Raw genomic sequence first — 22,181 nt, forward strand, 5'->3', positions numbered from 1 at the left:
TGGGGCATTCTTTTAGCTTTTTAATGGGTTTTTTGTGAAAAGCCCCCGAACCTGCCTGGCCAAATATCAAACGGCCAAACGGGTTTTAGCGAATTGGTTCTGAATTCGTTGAAAATATACTGGCGCGTGTACACTCAAGTAAGCGGATTCTTTCGAAACATTGTGCGGTGACAGGCAGGCATGCTCATTTCCGGAGCCTGCAATTATTACTGTAAGCCTGGCGCATTGACGGGCCCTGAGGCCTGCCCCAATCAAGTCTCTTTTCTCATCTGGCAAAAGATCTTCTTTGCGGAGAATACAAAGAAGGCTTAACTTTGTCTGAGAAAGCGGACAGGCTGCTGTTTTTATACAGGCGAAGATGAGGATATCTGGTGCCTGGCGCCTTCCAATTACATTAAAACCGGCAGATGGCAGCTTTTATGCTTTGCCGGCTCTGAGCAGATACAACATCAGGTTATGAAACCGAGCAAAAGCTTTTTACTGGACACCACTGATTCCTACGATGAATTTTTCGAGGATAGCTGCCTGATCGGCCTGGTCACGTCCGTAAAGAGCTATAAATTTTGTCTGCAGGTCAATAAACTGCTCAATTTTGACTTCAGGCTGAATACAGACATTGAGATCCTGCTGAATAAAAAAAACAGAAATTATTATTTTCCGGTTTACCAGTCTAATGTAAAGCACAGTTTTACAAAGCATTATCTGTACAGTAATCGTAATGACGGGGAGGTTTTACTGCCTGAATTCAAACATATTGACTTTATCTGGCTGATCAAAGGCCAGGTAGGGGTTCATGAAGAGTTCGGCCATATGCTTTCGCTCGTCAAATCCATACAAGATGTGCAGCTGGCCACAGAGATCGATTATACTTATCTGGACCATAAAGAGCATCTGATCTTTTAACGGGCGATCCGGCGGCTGTCCGCACCTATTCAACCAATGATCCGGCTATTCCTTTCCTTTTCAAATCCTTTTCAAAAACGCGATCCGCATGTCTTTCCCTACTATCTCTTCGTTACCATCCATCGAGTTTTCTTTGGCGCAGTCCAGTGAACAATATGATCAGGGGCGTATATTATTCAGGGAATATGCAGCCTCTCTGGGATTTGGCCTGGAATTCCAGGACTTTGAAGGCGAACTGGCGGGCATTGAAAAAAAATACGGTCTTCCGGGTGGGGCGCTGATTCTTTGCCGGGAGATTTCCGAGGCACAATATATTGGCTGTGTAGCGATCAGACAGCTGGATAAACGGACAGCAGAGCTCAAACGATTGTATGTCCGGCCGGATTTCAGAAGATTAAAACTGGGCAGGCATTTACTTGAGGGGGCTTTTCAGCAAGCCCGGTATTTGGGCTATGAACGCATCAGGCTGGATACTTTGCCGACTTTTCAGGCGGCCTTGCAGCTCTATATTCAATACGGCTTTTATAAAATTCCGGCCTATTACAGCAACCCCATGGAAGGTGTTGTTTATATGGAAAAGTCACTGTAAATACGCCCTGTCCCATTGTAGCGCAGGCATTATCATTAAGATAGCAACAACAGTCTTAGCGACAACGTTCAAAGCCACCTGTGGACAGCCGGAGGCCGCTTTCCGGTTACACCGGAAAAATAGCCTTATTGCAATCGAAAGCCCATAAAACCGGCGCATTTGTCTGTCCCTTCTTTACTACAGCGTTAACAGTATGGTCTTTTTTAAGTCCTTAAAAAAGACCTATATTGCGGGCAATCAAACGCCCTTTTATGACGCAAAATGAGCAAATCCATGTTGAAACAGAAATCGGCAGACTAAAGAGACTTATTATACACAGCCCGGATGGTGGCATCGGCAAAGTCGTTCCCGCAAAATTCAAAGAGTGGCTATATGATGATACCGTACATCTGTCGCAGATGCGCCGGGAATACAACCAATATGTGAAGTTACTGCTGCATTTCACCGATCCGGAGAAGGCAGCGTATGTGATGGACTTCGAGAAAAGCCAGAAAGATAAAATACAACCTGATTGTTATAAACCGGACAATCCCGCCTATTTTAACAGCAAGAATGTTTTAGATACGCAATTTTTGCTTTCTGAACTTTTACAGGAAGATAGCCTTCGTCAGCGGCTGATCTCCGCCGTTTGCGGCTGGGAAGGCAGCAGTTCCAGGACTGAAAAGAAACTAATGGCTGTAGACCGGTCAGAAGACCTGGCCAAAGCGCTGATTACCGGTATTATTAAAGAAGGCGGTGAAGATACAGGCGAATTCATTTTTGCACCTTTACCTAATTTTATCTTTACCCGGGATATCGCCATTGCGGTGAATGATCATTTACTGCTCAGCAATGCCGCCAGCCCCGCCAGGGAAAGAGAATCCCTTTTAATGAAATTCATTGCGCAATATGCGTTATTCAAAAATCAAACGGAGAAACTGATCGAAATCTCTGAACCCAGTAATTTCTTTTTGCTGAGTCAGGAAGAACAGGCATTGCAAAAGACCAGCCTGGAAGGAGGGGATGTCATGATGATCTCACCCAATCACCTGCTGATCGGCTGTAGTGAACGCACCACGCCTGCAGGTATCAATGAGGCCATCCATAATATCTTCGCTGATGCCGGTACCGGTATTGAAAAGATCTCCGTCATTAAAATTCCGCAGCACAGGGCAATGATGCACATCGATACGGTATTTACACAAGTCAGAAAAGATACCTGGGTCCTGTTCGGCCCTTTCTCTGAGAAGATTATGAAACTGGACAAACGAAGCCAGTACAGCTATATTAAAAGATTACATCCTGATCACCATGAAGATAGCGGCTTTAAGATTGAGATACTGCGGTTTCAGAAACCACTCTCGGAGACCTATGCGCCTTATAAAAATTATGAAGTCAGCATCAAACCGCATATTACCGGCCTGGAATCCCTGCTCCGCGATATCAGTATCCATGACTTTGCCGTGGATCCGGACAAAGTACAGATCATCTACAGCGGAAATAACACTTTTCCATATGATGAGCGGGAACAATGGACGGATTCCTGTAACCTGCTGGCACTAAAAGACGGTGTCGTTGTCGGTTATGACCGCAATGAGCTTACGATTAATACTTTTAAAAAGAAAGGTTTTCAGATTAAAAATGCAGCTACACTCAATGAGGAGCTCGGCGCCGGCAAACTCAGTGTGGACGACATCGAAAACACCTTGATTTTACTACCTTCTGCGGAACTCTCCCGGGCCAGAGGCGGTTCCCATTGTATGAGCCAGCCTGTGCTCAGGGAAATACTTTAAACCGGACAACAAGATCCGCAGATTATTTTAACTTTATTGCGATTTAGATTTTTGAATTATGACAGATAGGCAGATCAGTGCTCAATTATTAATGGTGCGGCCCGCCAGTTTCGGCTATAACAGCGAAACTGCTAAAAACAATACGTATCAAAACAACCTGAATGAAGCAGCAGGAGCAGTACAAAAGCGCGCCGAGGCGGAATTTGACAGGTATGTAGAAAAATTAAGAGACCATCAGATAGAGGTATTGGTGATTGAAGACACCATCAGGCCGCCGAAGCCAGATGCAATTTTCCCGAATAACTGGTTCTGTACATTACCCAGCGGTAAAGTCATTATATTTCCCATGTATGCGCCCAACCGCCGGGAAGAAAAAAGAGACGAGATACTGCAGGAACTCTCGGTCAAATATAAAATTACGGATGTAGAAGACTGGAGCGAATATGAGGCAGAGAATTTCTTTCTGGAAGGAACAGGCTCTATGATCTTTGATCACGAAAACAAAATGGTATATGCCTGTCTGTCTGCCAGGACACATAAACCGTTACTGGAAACCTTTGCCCGCGCCCATGGCTACCGCCCTGTTTATTTCGAAGCCAGTGACGAAGCAGGAACGCCGATCTATCATACCAACGTCATGATGCATATTGGCACCACTTATGCGGTAATATGTCTGGAATCCATTAAAAACATGACTGAAAGGATCCGGGTCGCGGAGCAGTTGCGCAGCAGTGGTCATGAAGTGATCGCTATCAGCCTGGAGCAGGTCCGCCGTTTTGCCGGCAATATGATTCAGGTGAAAAGTACCGCCGGCAAGCCGTATACCATCATGAGCCAATCGGCATATGACTGCCTGAGCGAGGAACAAAAAGAGGCCTTGTCCATCCACTCAGAAGCGCTGCCGGTTGATATTTCTACTATTGAGACTGTTGGCGGGGGCAGTGCCCGTTGCATGGTCGCGGAGATCTTTCTGGAGAAACAATAATATTACATACAACAATATTACATACAACCGGCTCAAATACTATTATTATGAAATCACCTATCACCTCATCTAAACAAGTATCTGTTTACAGTACACTGATCTTCAGTCTGGTTTTGCTGATAGGCTGTACTTGCAACGGCAATAAACAAGGCCAGCATACAAAGGATAGTCTTGAGCGTTTAAAAGCGGACAGCCTCACAACAGAAGGAAGAATGGCTAGCCGTCAATTTGTCTTTGACAGCCTCACCACCGACTGGCTTTCCAGCGCCATGGGTGGCCGGAAAGTTGATACCGCCGCTTTTTCCAATGGCCATGCACCCGGCCATAATTTAGATAGTACGGTGGAGGGTAGCGCAGATGCCGCCGTTGGAACTTTTACGGATTCCTCAACCTTTCAGGCAGATGCTTCTTTTTATAAAGACTATGCGTCAGTTTTAAGATGGTCCCCCGACAGCAGTTATTTGCTGGATTTTGGCTCCTATGGCCATATCCCCGTTAAAGGCAAAGAAGGCAGGAGCTCCCTGGAAGGCGGCGAGCCGGATACTAAAATCATGATAGCGATACCAGGCGAACATAAACAGTGGCTTGTAATGTTTGCAGGCCCGGGTACGTCCATTTTAGATGCCAAATGGAAAAATGACCACCAGTTCATGCTATTATACGCCTTTCAGCAAGAACATAACGAGGCAGATACTACGTTAATTATGGGTGATATGAAGACCAGAACCCTTCATTGGTATGAACTAAACAACCAATAGGTAGTTTTTGCTGAAATTCCCCTATTTTTAGGAGGTGAAAAGACCTCTTTTTATACGAAATAGACGTTTAGCCATGCTATCCGGCATTTTGGTGCTGACTTTCAGTGGCTGTGCGTTAACAAGACCGGCTATTCAGGAAGATCAGGTAGCGGGCACCTACAGTGCCGTTACCGACTTTTCCAGAGATGTCCAGAATATGAATGGCGCTAAGGAAACAATGGTCTATAAAAACGGACGGGAAGAAAAGCTTAAATTCCTCCCCAGTCACAAGTTCATCAAGACCATCCATTACTCCAGCGACCGGGTGGCAGATCAGATTGTAATAGGTCAGTGGGAACTCGCTGATAACCAGCTGATCCATGCATTTGGCAATGAAGCTGCCGGAACTTTTTCTGAGTATTATCAGATAGAAGGTACTGCCCGCAACCTGATCCGGCTCGACGAACATAAGCAAAAACTGGCACCGGAATATGCACCATATTTTACTTATTACAGACAAACGACTGCCAGTTTACATGCGGAATCAAAATAATTTTGTTGATTACTCTGTTTATACATACCTTTGCAGTCCTTAAAATTTTTAAGCTATGAACGCAGCAGTGAACTATGTACACGAGCAATTGACACAAGTCAAAGAATTTCCGAAGTTTAAAGCTGGTGACAATGTTACCGTAAACTATAAAATTGTGGAAGGTGGTAAGGAAAGAATCCAGAGCTTCCGTGGCGATGTACTGAAAATCCAGGGCAACGGCGCTACTGCAACTTTCACTGTTCGCAAAATCTCCAACAGCATCGGCGTTGAAAGAACCTTCCCATTCTCTTCTCCAAACGTTGACTCCATCGTTTTGAACAAAGTCGGTAAGGTTCGCCGTGCAAAACTCTACTTCCTGCGTGAGCGTAGCGGTAAGAGTGCCAGAATTAAAGAAAAACGCTTCTCCAACATCTAATCTGACTTCGGTTCTTTGGCAAAGCATACCTACACTGCTGCATAAGCAGATTTGTTGAGCAAAGAAAAAAGCAGAAAGACCGGAAAGAAAATAGCGGCCAGGGCTGCTGTCTACATATCAGCGTTTCCATATACTAGAGAAACCGACCTGAATTACTTTACTCGTGTTCAGGTCGGTTTCTCTATTTGCGACAGTCCAACGAATAGATACGCAAAGATTATTCTTTCCGCATGATCAAATGACCGCTGTACTGGTTATCCACAATAAGTATCAAAAGCGGATGTATGGAGAAACTCATGTTCTCGCCCTCTGTTACCTTGTAATCAAAAATAATATCAGCACCGCTTCTTGTTAAGTGTACCGGAATAATTTCTGTTTTCTTCTGGGTGGTAGGGTGATCCACCACAATCACATACGCCTTGTCAAAATCTATCGGAGTAGGTTGACCACCTGCGCCCATAGTGGAGGCCATTCCAAAGTACTTGTCAAAATCAGCTTTGCTGGTAATTTTATGCGGAACTGAATCTTTTACGCTGTTATTGACAAAATAGTTTTCTGCTACCGTGTAGGGAACGCTTTGCTCCGCCTGGCTGTCAGCGTGGGGCACTTGCCCGCTTACCACAGAATCTTTGTTCTTATTTGTTTCATCAGATGAACTGTTACAGGCAGCCAGCACGAGACTGATTCCCCCAAGTGCAAAAACGACTGACTTGACGACTCTTTTCATATGTGTATTTTTTATTGAGTGTATCATATAAAGATACAAATTAATATTCAAAGATCGTGGCACAGCCGCTGACGCCCTTTAGTCAAACATAATACGCTTGTAAGATACAGAAACGAGAGGAGCGACTTGCTTTATTTTCTTAAAGCAAGTCGCTCCTCTCAATTTATGACGAATTTAATTAATACAATCCCATACCGGCTTAGGATACCAGATCCTGATACGCGGCTGCATCCAGCAGGCCTTCCAGGTCAGCCGGGTTTTCCAGTTCAATTTTAACCATCCAGCCCTTTTCATAAGGATCCGTATTCACCAGTTCAGGCTGATTTTCCAGGTCTGGGTTCACTTCCAGAATTTTTGCGTTAACAGGTAAAAACAGATCACTTACTGTTTTTACAGCCTCCACGGTACCAAATACATCATCCGCTTTCAGGGAATCCCCAACAGAATTAATATCAACAAATACAATATCTCCGAGCTCACCCTGGGCAAATTCAGTGATGCCTACCAACGCCTGATTACCATCCAGCGCTTTAATCCATTCATGGTCTTTCGTGTACCTTAATTCAGAAGGAAAATTCATAGTAATTGATTTTAATTGCACAAACGTACAGGAAATTTAAAAAAGATGGAGCGGAACAGGCAAAATATTTTTACCTGTTCCGCTTTCATTCATTTATTTCAGTTTCGCCAATGCCTCCTTGATCCTTGCCCAGCCTTTTTCAATATTCCCGATGCTATTGGCAAAAGAAAAGCGGACACAGTTCGGCTCTCCGAATGCGGCGCCCATCACAGAGGATACATGCGCGGTATTCAGCAGATACATAGAAAAATCTGCAGAATCCTTAATGGTGATATTCCCATCAGATTTGCCATAAAACGCATGTACATCCGGAAATATATAAAATGCCCCTTCAGGTTCCGCACAGCTAATTCCCGGAATTTCAGCGACGAGTTCCAATACTCTTTTCTTACGACGGGTAAATTCTGCTGTCATATCCCTGGAAGGCTGGAGATCTCCTGTTAAAGCGGCGATGGCGGCTCTCTGAGTGATAGAGCAGGTTCCACTGGTCGTTTGCCCCTGGATTTTTTCCATGGCTTTAGCCACCTGTACGTTGGAAGCTGTATAACCCAGCCGCCAGCCGGTCATGGCAAATCCCTTACTCAGACCGTTAACGATGATTACTCTGTCTTTCAGGTCATCAAACTGAGCAATACTCTGGTGCGCCCCGACATAATTGATATATTCATAGATTTCATCAGAGATGATAAAGATATCAGGATGGGCGCGGAATACCTCCGCCAGGGCTGTCAATTCTTCTTTACTATAGACTGCTCCGGAAGGATTACAGGGAGAAGAGAACAAAAACGCCTTCGTTTTAGGTGTAATAGCCGCCTCTAATTGCGCGGGCGAGATTTTAAACCCACTTTCAGGGCTGGTGCGCACTTCCACCACCTTACCCCTGGCAATTTTAACCAGTTCAGAATAGGTAACCCAGTAAGGAGTAGGGATGATCACCTCATCACCGTCATCTGCAATAGCAAGAATCGCATTGGCCAGACTTTGCTTGGCGCCGGTAGAGACAACGATCTGCGTAGGCTCATATTCAAGCTGATTATCTCTTTTCAATTTGGTCACAACAGCTTCCCGGAGATCCAGGAAACCCGGTACCGGGGTATAATGACTCCAGTTATCCTCAATGGCTTTAATGGCGGCATCCTTGACATGCTTAGGTGTATCGAAATCAGGTTCACCCAGGCTTAGATCAATGACATCGATCCCCTGAGCCCTTAACTCGCGGCCTAATTTGGCCATTTTGAGGGTTTCCGGTTCCGCAAACCGGTCCAAAAGAGAAGAAAGTTGCATAATTTTTATTTGCTTATTGATGATTGAAGCAAAGATATAGAATAATTGCGCTTCCCGGTGGTATTCCTGCTCCCATTTATTTTTATAGACCCCTTTGTAATTAAGTAAGACGGCATATGATAATTGCCCCCAGTTTGCCAGTCAGTATCGTGAATAAGCAAGCGGTCAGTACCCTTTAACACCGGTGAAAAGAGATAACGTGCCCCGTAACAGGCAGTATGCCTCACCTGGCCATCGGCCCTCTACAATTCAGATACCCGGACTTTCAGTTTCCGTCTGAATTCACCTGTCTCCAGGCTGTCGTATCCTTCAAAATAAAAGGTATAGAATTTTCCTTTCTCTATAGCTACAGACTTCGATTCAATGAGCACACCCGGATCATTGGTCTTTAAAAACTCAAATAAATAAGTATCGGTAAAAATAGTTGTATACTGCCCAAGCTGGCTGTTCAGGCTATTGTCCAGGTAGGTTCTTCCTACACCCAAATAAGGATAAATGGTATCATACCGATCGCTGGTCCCCCTTCTTTTCAGCCGAACAATGGACATAGAGGTTGTGTCCGGCGCAAAATTAAAAAACCTGAATTTTGCGGAATCAAATGAAGGGATTTCGTCATCGTCCGTCACAACGGACAGTTTCACCCCGTTGACCCGGTTGCTGCTATCCGGTATTAAAAACAGGGTATATTTTTCCCCTGCCTGAAGATACTGGTTACCATTGATCAAGGTATCATTACTACCATTCTCATGGATCAGCAATTTATAAAAGCCGGCCGGCCCGTTTAAAAATTCGGTGGCACTGTCATAAGCGATATTCTCCGCCAGGGTTTCATCATTCAGGATCAAATCAAAACTTTTACCCGGCATGGCATTAATCATACGGATACGTGTCGGCGCCTGGCTGCCGGTTACAGAAGATTTGGTGCAGGCCCAGATCGTTATGCCTATAAAAACAACAAGTATATAAAAGATGCGTTTCATCTGCCAGTTTTAATTTGCTTGAACTCAGCAAATATAAAGAGAGATACATAATATATAATGCTAACATTCACTCAACCCAAGTGGAATGTGGACCGCCAATCCACCATCCGAAGTCTCTTTGTATTTGCTGTTCATATCAAGTGCCGTGTCCCACATGGTTCTGACGACTTTATCCAGGGATACCTTAGCATAATCCGGACCGCTTTGCAGTGCCAGCTGCGAGGCGGTAATGGCCTTAATGGCCCCCATTGTATTTCGTTCAATACAGGGAATCTGAACCAATCCGCCGATCGGATCACAAGTCAGCCCCAGGTGATGCTCCATGGCGATCTCCGCCGCCATAAGGCTTTGTTTCTGGGTGCCGCCGAGCGCTTCAGCCATGGCAGCGGCGGCCATGGCTGAAGAGACGCCGATCTCTGCCTGGCAGCCGCCCATGGCGGCAGAAATCGTAGCGCCTTTTTTAAAAATACTTCCGATTTCCGAAGCGGTGAGCAAAAACTGGATGATTTTTTCTTCATCCACGTCTTCACAAAATGCGATATAATACATCAACACAGCAGGGATGACACCGGCTGCCCCGTTTGTCGGTGCTGTTACAACTCTGCCAAACGCGGCATTTTCCTCATTAACGGCCAACGCAAAGCAACTTAGCCAGTCCAGTATTTCATTAAAATTTCCTTTGGATCTCCTGACGATCTCCAGCCATTGGTCATAATTTTCGTATGCTTCTTTTTTAGTAAGCCGCCTGTTAAGCTCAAAAGCGCGGCGTTTAACACTCAGCCCCCCCGGTAAAATTCCCTGATGATGGCAGCCTCTGTAAATACAGGCCCTCATGGTTTCCCAGATGTGCAACACACCTTCTTTGGTCTCCTCTTCCGGGCGCCAGGCGGATTCATTTTCAAGGACCACGTCGTGGATCGGCATTCCTGTCTTCATGCACCAGAAAACCAGGTCCTTGGCATCCTGGATCGGAAAGGGCAATTCTACCAGTTGATGGGCATCCGGTCCCGTCTGACCTTCTTTTACAACAAAACCACCACCAATCGAATACCAGGTTTCACTCAGATTTTCTCCAGTTGTAAACTGAACCAGAAAAGTGAGCGCATTGGGGTGAAAAGGCAAGGATTCGCTAAATAGAAAAGCTACATCTACACTCGGGTCAAAATCAATACAATGACTCCCTGCCAGGTTTAATTTCTTTTCTGCCGCAATGGTGTCCATTTTTTCCGTAATCAAGCCCACATCAGTGGTCTCGGGGTCTTCTCCCAACAGGCCCATCTTAACAGCGATATCCGTTCCGTGCCCATGCCCTGTTTTGGCCAGGGATCCATAGAGTAAAACTTCTATATGACTAACCTGTTCCAGTAATCCACGGGAACGAATTTCCTCCAATACCCGCAGAGCCGCCCTCCAGGGACCTAAGGTGTGCGAGCTTGAAGGCCCTACGCCTATTTTAAACATATCAAATACCGATATTGCTTCGTTTGCCATATAATACCGAGATAAAATCTGTAAATGTAGGTTGTATCAACCATCAAAACTAACTATTGTTTTTGGTTTTCCTATCCGGGATCCGTTAAATTAATCCTCTGATACGCCGGTCGGCTCCTCCGTTGCCTTTCATGCTTGTCGGCTATCCAGATCCTGTAAAAACGCCAGCAGTTTCAGCCGGTCCACATGCTCCATTACAACAATTTTATACCAGTCAGCCGGGCTGTTATGCTTATCGGGAACCAGATAATATTTATCTGCGACTTTTTTTGGAACATCCACGGACCGGATTGTTACAATATTCATTTTCTCATGTCGATAAAACCGGATCCCTCTTTTTTCCAGCTGCCCGCAAAACCAGTCGGTGCGGTTAATCAGCACCTGTATCTTTTCCTGCCAGCCGTAATAACCGTAAGTCATCAAAATCATCCAGACAGCGACAGCGTTAGCACCGGACCTACTGCCGGAAAGGGTAATATCCATTCCATTCACATATTGTGCCTGCTCGGTATACACAAAATGCATCAGGTTCTTTCTTATCAGAAATATACCGGTCCCGTAAGGAGCCTGCAACATCTTATGAGCGTCCAGCGTGATGGAACTGATATCCGGATTGGTAAAATCCAATTGATTGTTTTGTTCTGTAATGGGATAAATAAACCCGCCAAAAGCGCCGTCTACATGCATTTTAAAAGGCCGGCCAACAGATTTCAAAATCCCGGCATATACATTCGGGTCGTCAATACTGCCAAACATCGTGGTAGCCATATTAGCCACCACGATAAAATAACCGATACCTTCTTTCACAGCGTTATGTACCAACGGCTCCAGGCGGTCCTGCTGTATTAAGCGGGTAGACTCCTCTACCGGCACTTCCAGCAATGGAAGCCCAAAGATACCGGCACCTTTAGCAATAGAGTAATGGGTGTCTGAAGAACAGATAAGCGCAATTTCTGACGGTTTCGCACTGAATTCTTTCTCGAAATAATTGCGGTAAATCCAGATCGCCTGCAAATTGGCCTCGGTTCCCCCGGCGGCTATGTAGCCATCGCAACCTGCCTCCGGCGCGCCCAGCATATCTTCACCTAAAAGCTGGATCACTTCTTTTTCCAGCGCCTGTGTGCCTTTAAAAAAAGGTTCGGAGTCACCCAGGGTGTGGCAACCGATATGATTCGGGTTCTGTACATAAAGCCTAAGCCAGGGCGAATCTTTTAAAAAGCTGGCCTGGCCATAAAAAACTTTATCGTCCAGTGTAGAGGCCGGTACCCCCAGCGAGCCGCCCTCTGCATAGTTGACATTCTGCTTCAGCGCATGACTAATGATCTCATCTTGCTGCAAAGCGCTTAGTTTTCTCCAGTATTTCATGGTCATACATTGATGTTCTTATGTTGTTAGTGATACTTGAGGTAAGGCGGTTTACACCAGATATGTGACCCCTTCCTGGCTCAGATCCGTGTAAGGAAAGACTTCTCTGGCTTGCTGCTCAAATAGCTGTACCTCTTTGAATTTGCTGCTAAAATGCCCCAGCAACAGCCTGCCTGCTTTTGCTTTGCCGGCAGTCATCGCAGCCTGCCGCGCCGTAGAATGGAACCGGCTCCTGGCCTGTTGTTCAAAATCATCCAGATAGGTGGATTCATGATAGAGTAAATCAACATGGTTGATATAGGGCAGAAAGCTATCCGTATACAGCGTGTCTGCACAATAGGCATAACTCAGATTCTTTTTACCTGGGGTGGTCAGATTTTCATTTTTAATAATTCGGCCATCTTTTGTCTGGTAATCTGCTCCCCATTGCAGCTTTTCATAATAGGCATGGGGAATTTCAAATGAGCTGGTCTTCTCCGGGTCGATTTTCCGGGGAGCATGGTTTTCCCGGATCAAAAAGCCATAACACTCAATCCGGTGCTCTACAGGAAAGACATCAATCCGGTATTTAGATCCCTGCACCAGCGTCGCTGCGCCACTAAGGGGATGAAAGATCAATTCATAAGGTAACACGCTATCGGAAACATGTAGCTGCAAGTCGATCAGCTCTTTTAATGCAGCCGGCCCATAGAGATGTAAGGGAGTATTACGATTGATGAGTGCCATAGAGCTCAGCAGGCCTATCAATCCGAAATAATGATCTCCGTGTAAATGAGAAATAAAGATGCGCGTGATGCGGCTGCGTTTAACATGGTAATTCTTTATCTGCAGTTGCGTACCCTCGCCGCAATCTAATAACAGCACTTCGCCTGCAATGGTTACAGCCTGTGCAGTAGGATGCCGGTCATGGGCCGGTACAGCAGAGTTATTCCCTAATATTGTTACGCCAAACATAATAATACTTATCTGCCTTCACAGGCTTTATTAATAATCTTCCTGATGCACCCGCTAAGATGCTCCTGTCGTCCTATTTGGCAGCCGGTGCATTGAGTTTTAACCAGAGCTGATCTTTAAGTTCTACCAAGCCGGCACCAGTAACAGAAGAGATAAAAATATGGGGAAGGTTTTCAGGCAGCTCTTTTTTGATCTCTGCTTTTAACTCTTCATCCAGCATATCTGATTTACTGATTGCAATCAGCATATCCTTTTGCAGAAGTTCGGGATTGTATTGCTCCAGTTCATTGTATAATATACCGAACTCCCTGGCATGGTCTTCACTATCGGCCGGAATTAAAAACAGCAATACCGCGTTGCGTTCGATATGACGCAGAAACCGGTGCCCCAGCCCCTTTCCTTCAGAAGCCCCTTCAATAATACCTGGCAGATCTGCCATACAAAAGGAGCGTCCGTCTCTGTAAGGAACCATCCCGAGATTAGGGATCAGGGTCGTAAACGCATAATTGGCGATTTTAGGCTTAGCCGCACTGATAACCGAGAGCAAAGTGGATTTACCTGCATTAGGAAATCCGACCAGCCCGACGTCAGCCAACACTTTTAATTCCAATAGCTTATACCCTTCTACCCCTTCTTCCCCCGGTTGAGAATGTTCCGGTACCTGGTTGGTCGGTGTCGCAAAATGCTGGTTGCCCAGCCCGCCACGCCCTCCTTTAAGCCAGATCACCTCTTGTCCATCTTCCAGGATTTCTGCTTCTACTTCTCCCGTCTCTTCGTCTTTAGCAATAGTACCCAGGGGTACTTCGATTATAACATCCTTGCCAAAGCGGCCGGTACAGTTATTTTTCATCCCGTTTTCCCCATCTTCAGCCACGACGTTTTTGAAATACCGCAGATGAAGCAAAGTCCACAATTGTTTATTGCCTTTCAGAATGATATGCCCTCCCCGGCCGCCATCACCACCGTCTGGTCCTGCTTTGGCATTAAATTTCGTACGCATAAAATGCGTAACGCCTCTACCGCCATTGCCGCTGTGACAGAAGACTCGGATATAGTCAATAAAATTCTTTTCTGACATAGACACACTTTCTATTGTAGCAGCGAAGATATATCAAAATAGGCGTTTTTGGCTTTTAGCGCCGGTTTTCGGTCGCACAGATGAGCATTTTACCACCATATGATCATAGCCTTTTTAGCAAAAAAAGAATTATTTTTAACACCTTCTACAATAAATGAATGATTAAGGGATATGCTGCACAAAGGCAAAATAGGCTATTTTTTTTTGGGAGGGTTTCTGTTGGTACACCTATCCTGTTTTGCATTGCAGCGACAACTCGGTTTTACCCGCCTGGATATTAGTGATGGCCTGATACACAACCAGGTCAACTGTATTATGAAAGATGCCAAAGGCTTTATCTGGCTGGGAACCCCTTCCGGGTTAAGCCGTTACGACGGCAGACATTTTATTGATTTCAGGCATAACAGTGCTGACAGCAACACGCTGGCAGACAACTATATAGAAGATATTTTTACCTTGCCGGGCGGCTGGCTCTGGATTAAATCCAGGTCGGCGAGCGATATATTTGATCCCCGAAAAATGGTGTTCAATCATGACGAAAATACGCTGCTCCGGGGACTTGGGCTTCCAAAGGGACAGGTGCTGCAAATCCGGCAACTCTCTGCAACCAAATATTTATTTGTCTATAAGGATCAGGGAATTGCGCTTTATGAGGCCCCGAGCATTCCCAGTATTTTACCGCGCGTCACCTGGTGGCCCCTGGCCGGTTCTTTTATCACTTCAGATGCGACAATGGACAGGGCAGGTAAGATCTGGGCAGTATCTCAGACCGGCGTCTTAAATTGTTTCGATCCGCAAACCGGCCATTGGCATACGGCCGTTTCCCTGTCTGGTCGTGACGGCAGAAAGAAGAACCTGCCAACAGATGCCTACCGTCTTTTTGCTGACAGTAAGGGGTCCCTCTGGGTATACACGGCAGGTCTTCCCGGTCCGCTTTTTTGCTTTCATCCTGCAACGAATTTACTGGCAGAATACCAAGAAGAAAAAAACCATCGGGAGCGTGCAATCGATCTCAATAATAATATTATTAATGCCATTACAGAAGATGAGCAGGGCAATATCTGGGTGGGCACGGACCATGGGGGCGTTAATATTATTGATCAGGGAAAACGGACTGTCCGATATCTGATGAATAACCCGGAAAACCAGAAATCGCTGGCACAGAACTGTATTTATGATCTTTACAAAGATGATAACGGCCTGATCTGGGTCGGGACATATAAAAAAGGCGTCTGCTATTATAATGAAAGAATGGACCGGTTTCCTCTATACAGCCATGACCCCAATACGCCGGATCAGCAACGTACATTACCTTATGAAGATGTCAACAGGTTTGTAGAAGATGAGCTCGGCAATTTATGGATCGGCACAAACGGAGGTGGCCTGATCTATTACAATCGAAAAGACTCAACATTCAAAAGATTTACCCACAACCCGGCAGACCCTTCCAGCCTATGTGCTGACGTGATCGTCGGACTTTGTTATGACAGCCAGCACCGGCTTTGGATCGGGACTTACTATGGGGGGCTGGATTGTTATCAGAACGGCCGGTTTACACATTATCGCCATCAGGCGGGCAATCCCGCAAGTCTCAGTGATAACCGGGTCTGGGATATTATTGAGGATCATAAGAAGGGTATCTGGGTCGGCACATTGGGTGGCGGCCTTCAGAAACTGGATCCTGCTACGGGCAAATTCACCACTTGGCCGCCCAGCCAAAACAGCATTGACGGTATTGAATATATCCTGACCATGGACCAACTGGAAAACGGGGATTTGTGGGTGGGTACGGCAGCTGGAATTGAAATCTATCCTGCCGGCGGGGCCCCTGCCCGGCATCTGGGTAGTGTACGCGGAGATCAGGCCTCACTCAGCAATGACAATATCAATGCCATATATGAGGATAAGAAAGGTTATGTCTGGGTAGGTACACGCGAAGGGCTGAATTGTATAGATACCCGTTCAGGACATATCAGACGATATACCACCCGGGAGGGGCTGCCGGATAATACCGTGCTTACCCTACTGGAAGATAAGACAGGTTATCTGTGGATGAGTACCCCCAGTGGACTCATCCGGTTTGATCCTCCGAAAACATTTTCCGGCAGCCTTTCGCCCGCGGCCTTTCGCAAATTTGATGAGTCTGATGGATTACAAGGCCGCGAGTTTAATGAAAAGTCTGCCTTTAAAACCAGATCAGGCGCACTGATATTTGGCGGGGCCGGCGGTTTTAATCTCTTTAACCCGGATTCCATCAGTATCGATTATCATACAGCTCCTATTGTCTTTACCGAACTGCAGATTGGCGGCAAACCGGCGAAGATCGGAGAAAAGTACAGCGGTCATATCATATTAAATCAGTCCGCCTCCTGGACCGGCAACCTCAAACTGCCCTATGGTGCCAGCGACTTCTCCCTTTCTTTTATGGCCCTGGGCTATGGTCACTCCCCCAGAATCAAATATGCCTACCGGTTAAAGAACTTTAATGATGAATGGATACTGATTGAGAGCAATGCCGATAACCGGGCCACCTATACGAATCTGGACCCGGGCGCATATACACTGGAGGTAAAGAGTTGTAATCAGGACGGCATCTGGAGTAAGCAGCCTGCAACCATGCAACTCAGTATCCTGCCGCCGTTCTGGAAATCTTCCTGGGCTTACCTGATCTATATCATATTATTGGCACTGCTGTTATACCTGGCCAGAAGTATTTTACTCTATAGGGCGCGGATGCGTTTCGCCTTAGAACAAGAACGGCAGCAGGCTAGTCATACACATGATATGGATATGCTTAAGATCCGGTTTCTCACCAATATCAGTCATGAGTTCAGAACACCACTCAGTCTGATCATTGCCCCACTGGATAAGCTCATGAAAGAGGCGCATGAACCTCATCTGAAAGGGCAGCTGGACATGGTCCGTCGCAATGCTAAACGATTATTGCATCTGGTCAGCCAACTGCTGGACTTCAGAAAAATGGAAGTACAGGAAATTCAGCTACATCCTACAGACGGAGATATCGTTTCTTTTGTGAGAGATACCGCTATTTCTTTTACAGATATTGCAGAAAAGAAAAATATCAATTTCTCCATTAAAAGTCAGGTGTCGTCATTGCAGGCCAGCTTTGATCCCGACAAGCTGGAAAGAATATTATTCAACTTATTGTCTAATGCCTTCAAATTTACCCCTGAGAGCGGTCAGATCACTTTGAGCATGCAGGAAGAAACCGACGCGCATCATAAAAAGTGGCTGAAGATCTGCGTTGAAGACAACGGCATAGGCATACCGGAAAATAAACTACATCAGATATTTGAACGTTTTTTCCAGCACGATCTCCCCTATCAAATGGTCAATGCCGGCAGTGGCATCGGACTTTCCATTACACAGGAGTTTGTGCGACTGCATGGAGGACGGATCGATGTCACCAGCAGCGAAGGACAAGGAAGTCGTTTTAATGTCTGGCTACCCGTTGTACCTGCTGCAACTGAACCTCAGGAAGGCACAGATGCAATAAAAGAAAAATCCGACACCTTTTTGCTTAATCCGGAAAAGAACAAAATACAAGTAACCGCTCTAAGCGCCTTTCCATCCACAGCCTACGCGCCTCAGGAAAAACCAGATGGCCGCAGGAAAACAATATTGCTCGTAGAAGATCATGAAGACTTTAGATTTTACCTGAAAGATAACCTCGGTGTGCAGTTTAATATACTGGAAGCTGCCGATGGACATAAAGGCTGGGAGTTCTGCCTGAACGCCAAACCGGATCTGGTCGTTAGTGACATTATGATGGAGGGGATGGATGGGCTGCAACTTTGCCGTAAAATCAAAAAAGACCCATGCACAGCTTCTATTCCGGTGATTCTGTTATCTGCGAAGGCCTCTCAGGAACAACAGGTGGAAGGGCTCCGGCAAGGAGCGAATGACTATATGACCAAACCTTTCAATTTTGAAGTATTGCAGGCGCGTATTTTAAATCTGCTGCATCAGGCAAAACAAACTAAAAAAGAAGCGCCTGCCAAAATTGAGATTGAACCCACACATACCACAATAGACAGCCAGCAGGATCAATTTTTACAGGCCGCCAGAGAAGCAGTGGAAACGGCCATGGACGACAGCGAATTTTCTGTCGAACAACTCAGCCAGGCATTATTTGTAAGTCGTGTCACCTTATATAAGAAGCTGGTAGCCATCACTGGCAAGACACCCATTGAGTTTATACGCACCCTTCGGATGAAGAGGGCGGCAGCCTATCTCCAAAAAGGCATGAATGTCGCCCAGGCAGCCTATGAAGTCGGTTATAATAATCCGAAGAATTTTACCAAACACTTTAAACAAGCGTTCGGGATCTTACCTTCTCAGTATAGCAAAGAACAACGGTTGGATGACCTGCTGGAAAAAGACAACGAATCTTAACCTGAAACAAAGCTCATGTTCCCCGCTTTCCCTTACATGACCGTCAGAATCATTTGTGACCGGATTTACATTTAGATCTTCTGTTGAGATCTACTGAAAGAAATAAGAGCCGGTAGGATTATTTCCAGAATTTTAAACAAACACCATAATAGCCAGCCATCGGCGGCCGGTGGCCCGGGGATCGATTTTCCGTCTAAAACGACCTTCTTTTTGCATAAAAAAGCCACGGTTAACAAATGTGACCCTTTATATCAACATGCGTATACCATCCCTTAACAAATGCAACCCCAATTCTGAACGCCAGATCTGACCGTTAGTGTATGTTAACGATAGCTTTGGATTGTTAATATAAATTTAATGCAAAGGCATTAAAGCCATTTATCATAACAATCTAAATAAAGCATGCGAGATATTGTACGTATCAACAAAAGGCAAAGCAGAAAACCTCCCGTCCTACAGCAAATTGGGCTATTGTTTTTAACAATCCTGGGATGTTATGGCGTCCGGGCACAATCAGTGACGCCTCCCTACAAGAAAATCCCCAATGGCATAGCAATTTGCCTCAACCAGTCCGGGACACCCCCTCAGTATCTGAGATTACAATTCGTAACACCATCCATACTACATGTGATCGTCAAGCCTGACAGCAATTTTATTACGGCACCCACCTTAATGATTCAGGCCAGACCCCTTGAAAACATCGATTATAAGGTATCTACACTTAAAAACGGAAGGGAACTGGAAATCAAATCCGGGCGTTTACAGGCGGTAGTAGACCTGATCACTGGTAAAATCAGTTATCTGGATCAAAACGACCATGCCTTACTGCGGGAAACCGGCAATGCCCGCAGCTTTAAACCCATAGAGATCGCGGCATCCGGGTATTACAATATCGTCCAGCAATTTGACAATGTGCAGAACAGCCCTTTATTTGGTCTGGGAGGCAATCAGCTAGGCTACACGGATCTCAGGGGAAAAGACCTGGAAATGATCCAATATAATTCCAATGTCTTTAATCCTTTTCTGGTTAGTACCGGTCATTTTGCCCTGCTCTGGAATAACAGCTCCATCACTTATTACGGTCACCCTGAGCAGTATAGAACATTGGCAGACTTAAAGCTATTTGATGTAGAGGGGAAGCCCGGCGCATTGACGGCTACCTATATAACAGACACCACCCATCCGGCCGGCATGTTCAGCCGGCGGGAAAAATCAATTGGCTACCAGTTCGCAAAAGATTCCGCGTTGTTACCGGGGCGCTTTAAAATGACTACCCGTTCTAAAGTCATTTGGGAGGGGGCAGTTTCATCCGATCAATCCACGGCGATGTATGACTTTATTCTTAAGTTCGGCGGCTATGTCAAGGTCTGGCTGGATCATCAACCGGTGGTTGACTGGTGGCGTCAAGCCTGGAATCCTGCAGAAGTGCCTTTTAAGCTCCAAATGGAGTCTGGCAAAAAATACGATATCAAGGTAGAGTGGGCTCCGGATGGAACCTCCTCCTTTGCTGCGCTACGGCAAAAAAGACAAATTAAGGATCAAGACCGTCAGATTCGCTTCCATTCCGAGGCCGGAAAACAGATCGATTACTATGTGCTCACCGGTCAGAAGATCGATAGCCTGATCAGCGGTTATCGTTATCTGACCGGCAAAGCTCCCATTATGCCAAAATGGGCGTACGGGTTCTGGCAGAGCAAAGAGCATTACAATAGCCAGAAAGAGATCCTTGCAACGGCCAAACAGTTCCGGCAAAAGCAAATCCCCATTGATAATATCGTACAAGACTGGTATTACTGGAAAAAAGATGACTGGGGTTCTCAGGAATTCGACCGTAGCCGTTATCCGGATCCGGCCGGTATGATCCGCCAGCTGCATAACGATTACGACTTGCGTTTTATGATCTCTGTCTGGCCAAAATTCTATGAGGGTTCCAAATATTTTAAACAGTTTTGGGACAATAACTGGCTGTATAAACAAAATGTGATTGAAAAACGCAAAGACTGGATGGGCTATGTCTCTACTTTCTATGACGCTTTTAATCCTGCCGCAGGCAGCGCCTTCTGGGATATTGTAAAAGAAAAGATTTACAGCAAAGGCGTAGATGCCTGGTGGCTGGATGCAACTGAACCGGATATCGTCGACAACATCACCAACGACCGCCGGATGGAGCTGATGACGCCGAGTTATGCAGGTGCGCCGCAGATTGATTTTAATGCTTATGCACTGGCCCAGGATAAGACCTTCTATACCGGGCAACGTGATGCGGATCCCAATAAACGTGTCTTTATCCTGACCCGTTCGGCCTTTACAGGTGCCCAGCGCTACGCCGCCGCCACCTGGAGTGGGGACATTGGCGCCACCTGGCAGGAAATGCATCGTCAGATCGCCACGGGCATCAGTTTCTCCATGGCAGGTATTCCCTATTGGAGCATGGACATCGGTGGCTTTGCGGTGGAAAGCAAATACCAGAAGCCCGGACCAAAATTAAAAGAAGCCTGGCGGGAACTGCAGACCCGTTGGTTCCAGTTTGGCGCCTTTAGTCCAATCTTCCGTTCCCATGGCCAGGCACCCGCCAGAGAAATGTTCAACATCGCGCCTGAAGGCCATCCTGCCTATAGCTCCATGTTATATTACGATCAGCTCAGGTACCGGCTGATGCCCTATATCTATTCGGTGGGAGCGGCTACTTATTTTAAAAATTATACACCTATGCGTGGCCTGGCCATGGATTTTCCCGAAGATCAGCAAGCCACCGCCATCACGGATGCTTATATGTTTGGCCCCGGTTTACTCATAGCGCCGGTGACCCGCCCCCATGTCACCACAAAAGCAGTCTACCTGCCTAAAGGCGTTCAATGGTACGGGTTCTATAACGGTAAGCACTTTAATGGCGGGCAGATTATTCAGGCAACGGCGCCTTACGGACGCATGCCGGTTTTTGTATCGGCAGGCACCATCCTGCCGACCGGTCCGGTTCGCCAACATACCGGCCCGCTGGCCGACACGCTGGACATTTATGTTTATGCGGGAAAAGACGGACAGTTTACCCTTTATGAGGATCAGGGAACCACCTATGATTATGAAAAAGGCCAGTTTCAGAAAATAGAGTTTAAGTACCGGGATACCACCGGCAACCTCGAAATCAGCGCACCGAAAGGGCGTTATAACGAAAAAGTACCGGGCCATAAAACTTTCAGAATATACTGGGTAAATCCTGCATCTGCGGTAGGAATAGATGCAAAAGCGGCACCAGCCAAAACAGTCATTTATAAAGACCGGCCCGTTAAGATATCACTTCATTAAATAAATACATAACGCTTTTTTTCACTATAGACCGACTAAGTGCAATATT

General features: G+C 46.1%; 17 protein-coding genes. 9 read left to right on the top strand and 8 right to left on the bottom strand.

From position 1 onward, the window contains the following. The first annotated feature begins 456 nt into the window (after positions 1-456). The 7 genes from K9M52_RS08700 to rplS all read left to right on the top strand — a co-directional run bounded on the left by K9M52_RS08700 (position 457) and on the right by rplS (position 5,954). On the top strand, positions 457-903 hold the full coding sequence (locus tag K9M52_RS08700; RefSeq protein ID WP_224071669.1) for an IPExxxVDY family protein: 447 nt from the start codon (positions 457-459) through the stop codon (positions 901-903). Positions 904-991: 88 nt separating this feature from the next. Continuing rightward, complete coding sequence (locus K9M52_RS08705) at positions 992-1,492, top strand: GNAT family N-acetyltransferase (RefSeq protein WP_224071670.1); 501 nt, start codon at positions 992-994, stop codon at positions 1,490-1,492. 251 nt (positions 1,493-1,743) lie between these two features. Next, entirely contained in the window at positions 1,744-3,264 is a 1,521-nt protein-coding gene (locus K9M52_RS08710; RefSeq protein ID WP_224071671.1) for an arginine deiminase family protein, read from the top strand. A 58-nt stretch (positions 3,265-3,322) separates the two neighbouring features. Then, positions 3,323-4,249 (top strand): citrulline utilization hydrolase CtlX, encoded by a 927-nt coding sequence (gene ctlX / locus K9M52_RS08715; protein WP_224071672.1) that lies wholly within the window; start codon positions 3,323-3,325, stop codon positions 4,247-4,249. Positions 4,250-4,296: 47 nt separating this feature from the next. Beyond that, positions 4,297-5,007 carry a hypothetical protein gene (locus K9M52_RS08720; protein ID WP_224071673.1) on the top strand — a complete coding sequence of 237 codons (711 nt, stop codon included), beginning with the start codon at positions 4,297-4,299 and terminating at the stop codon, positions 5,005-5,007. Between the two features lie 34 nt (positions 5,008-5,041). Further along, the gene (locus K9M52_RS08725; RefSeq protein ID WP_224071674.1) at positions 5,042-5,539 is read left to right on the top strand and encodes a hypothetical protein; all 498 of its coding nucleotides are present in this window, start codon (positions 5,042-5,044) and stop codon (positions 5,537-5,539) included. Between the two features lie 55 nt (positions 5,540-5,594). After that, positions 5,595-5,954 carry a 50S ribosomal protein L19 gene (gene rplS, locus K9M52_RS08730; protein WP_394369852.1) on the top strand — a complete coding sequence of 120 codons (360 nt, stop codon included), beginning with the start codon at positions 5,595-5,597 and terminating at the stop codon, positions 5,952-5,954. 217 nt (positions 5,955-6,171) lie between these two features. Here rplS and K9M52_RS08735 read toward each other — a convergent pair whose 3' ends face one another. The 8 genes from K9M52_RS08735 to obgE form a co-directional block, all read right to left on the bottom strand. Beyond that, positions 6,172-6,681 carry a hypothetical protein gene (locus tag K9M52_RS08735; protein WP_224071675.1) on the bottom strand — a complete coding sequence of 170 codons (510 nt, stop codon included), beginning with the start codon at positions 6,679-6,681 and terminating at the stop codon, positions 6,172-6,174. A gap of 199 nt (positions 6,682-6,880) precedes the next feature. Continuing rightward, positions 6,881-7,261 carry a glycine cleavage system protein GcvH gene (gene gcvH / locus K9M52_RS08740; RefSeq protein WP_224071676.1) on the bottom strand — a complete coding sequence of 127 codons (381 nt, stop codon included), beginning with the start codon at positions 7,259-7,261 and terminating at the stop codon, positions 6,881-6,883. A 93-nt stretch (positions 7,262-7,354) separates the two neighbouring features. Continuing rightward, positions 7,355-8,545 carry a pyridoxal phosphate-dependent aminotransferase gene (locus tag K9M52_RS08745; protein ID WP_224071677.1) on the bottom strand — a complete coding sequence of 397 codons (1,191 nt, stop codon included), beginning with the start codon at positions 8,543-8,545 and terminating at the stop codon, positions 7,355-7,357. A 242-nt stretch (positions 8,546-8,787) separates the two neighbouring features. Next, positions 8,788-9,525, bottom strand: coding sequence for a DUF4397 domain-containing protein (locus K9M52_RS08750; protein WP_224071678.1), 738 nt, complete (start codon positions 9,523-9,525; stop codon positions 8,788-8,790). A 60-nt stretch (positions 9,526-9,585) separates the two neighbouring features. Then, positions 9,586-11,016, bottom strand: a complete 1,431-nt coding sequence (locus tag K9M52_RS08755) for an L-serine ammonia-lyase (protein ID WP_224071679.1) — start codon at positions 11,014-11,016, stop codon at positions 9,586-9,588. A 129-nt stretch (positions 11,017-11,145) separates the two neighbouring features. After that, complete coding sequence (locus K9M52_RS08760) at positions 11,146-12,387, bottom strand: pyridoxal phosphate-dependent decarboxylase family protein (protein ID WP_224071680.1); 1,242 nt, start codon at positions 12,385-12,387, stop codon at positions 11,146-11,148. 45 nt (positions 12,388-12,432) lie between these two features. Continuing rightward, positions 12,433-13,335, bottom strand: coding sequence for a ribonuclease Z (locus K9M52_RS08765; RefSeq protein ID WP_224071681.1), 903 nt, complete (start codon positions 13,333-13,335; stop codon positions 12,433-12,435). A gap of 73 nt (positions 13,336-13,408) precedes the next feature. Then, positions 13,409-14,413, bottom strand: a complete 1,005-nt coding sequence (obgE, locus tag K9M52_RS08770) for a GTPase ObgE (protein WP_224071682.1) — start codon at positions 14,411-14,413, stop codon at positions 13,409-13,411. A gap of 171 nt (positions 14,414-14,584) precedes the next feature. On the opposite strand from obgE, the gene K9M52_RS08775 reads away from it, so the two are divergent. Both K9M52_RS08775 and K9M52_RS08780 read left to right on the top strand, forming a co-directional pair. Next, positions 14,585-18,829 carry a hybrid sensor histidine kinase/response regulator transcription factor gene (locus K9M52_RS08775; protein ID WP_224071683.1) on the top strand — a complete coding sequence of 1,415 codons (4,245 nt, stop codon included), beginning with the start codon at positions 14,585-14,587 and terminating at the stop codon, positions 18,827-18,829. A 402-nt stretch (positions 18,830-19,231) separates the two neighbouring features. Continuing rightward, positions 19,232-22,132: a TIM-barrel domain-containing protein gene (locus K9M52_RS08780; RefSeq protein ID WP_224071684.1), complete on the top strand. Its 2,901-nt coding sequence runs from the start codon at positions 19,232-19,234 to the stop codon at positions 22,130-22,132. The last annotated feature ends 49 nt before the right edge of the window (positions 22,133-22,181 follow it).

It is taken from the genome of Arachidicoccus terrestris (assembly GCF_020042345.1).
GTDB lineage: Bacteria > Bacteroidota > Bacteroidia > Chitinophagales > Chitinophagaceae > Arachidicoccus > Arachidicoccus terrestris.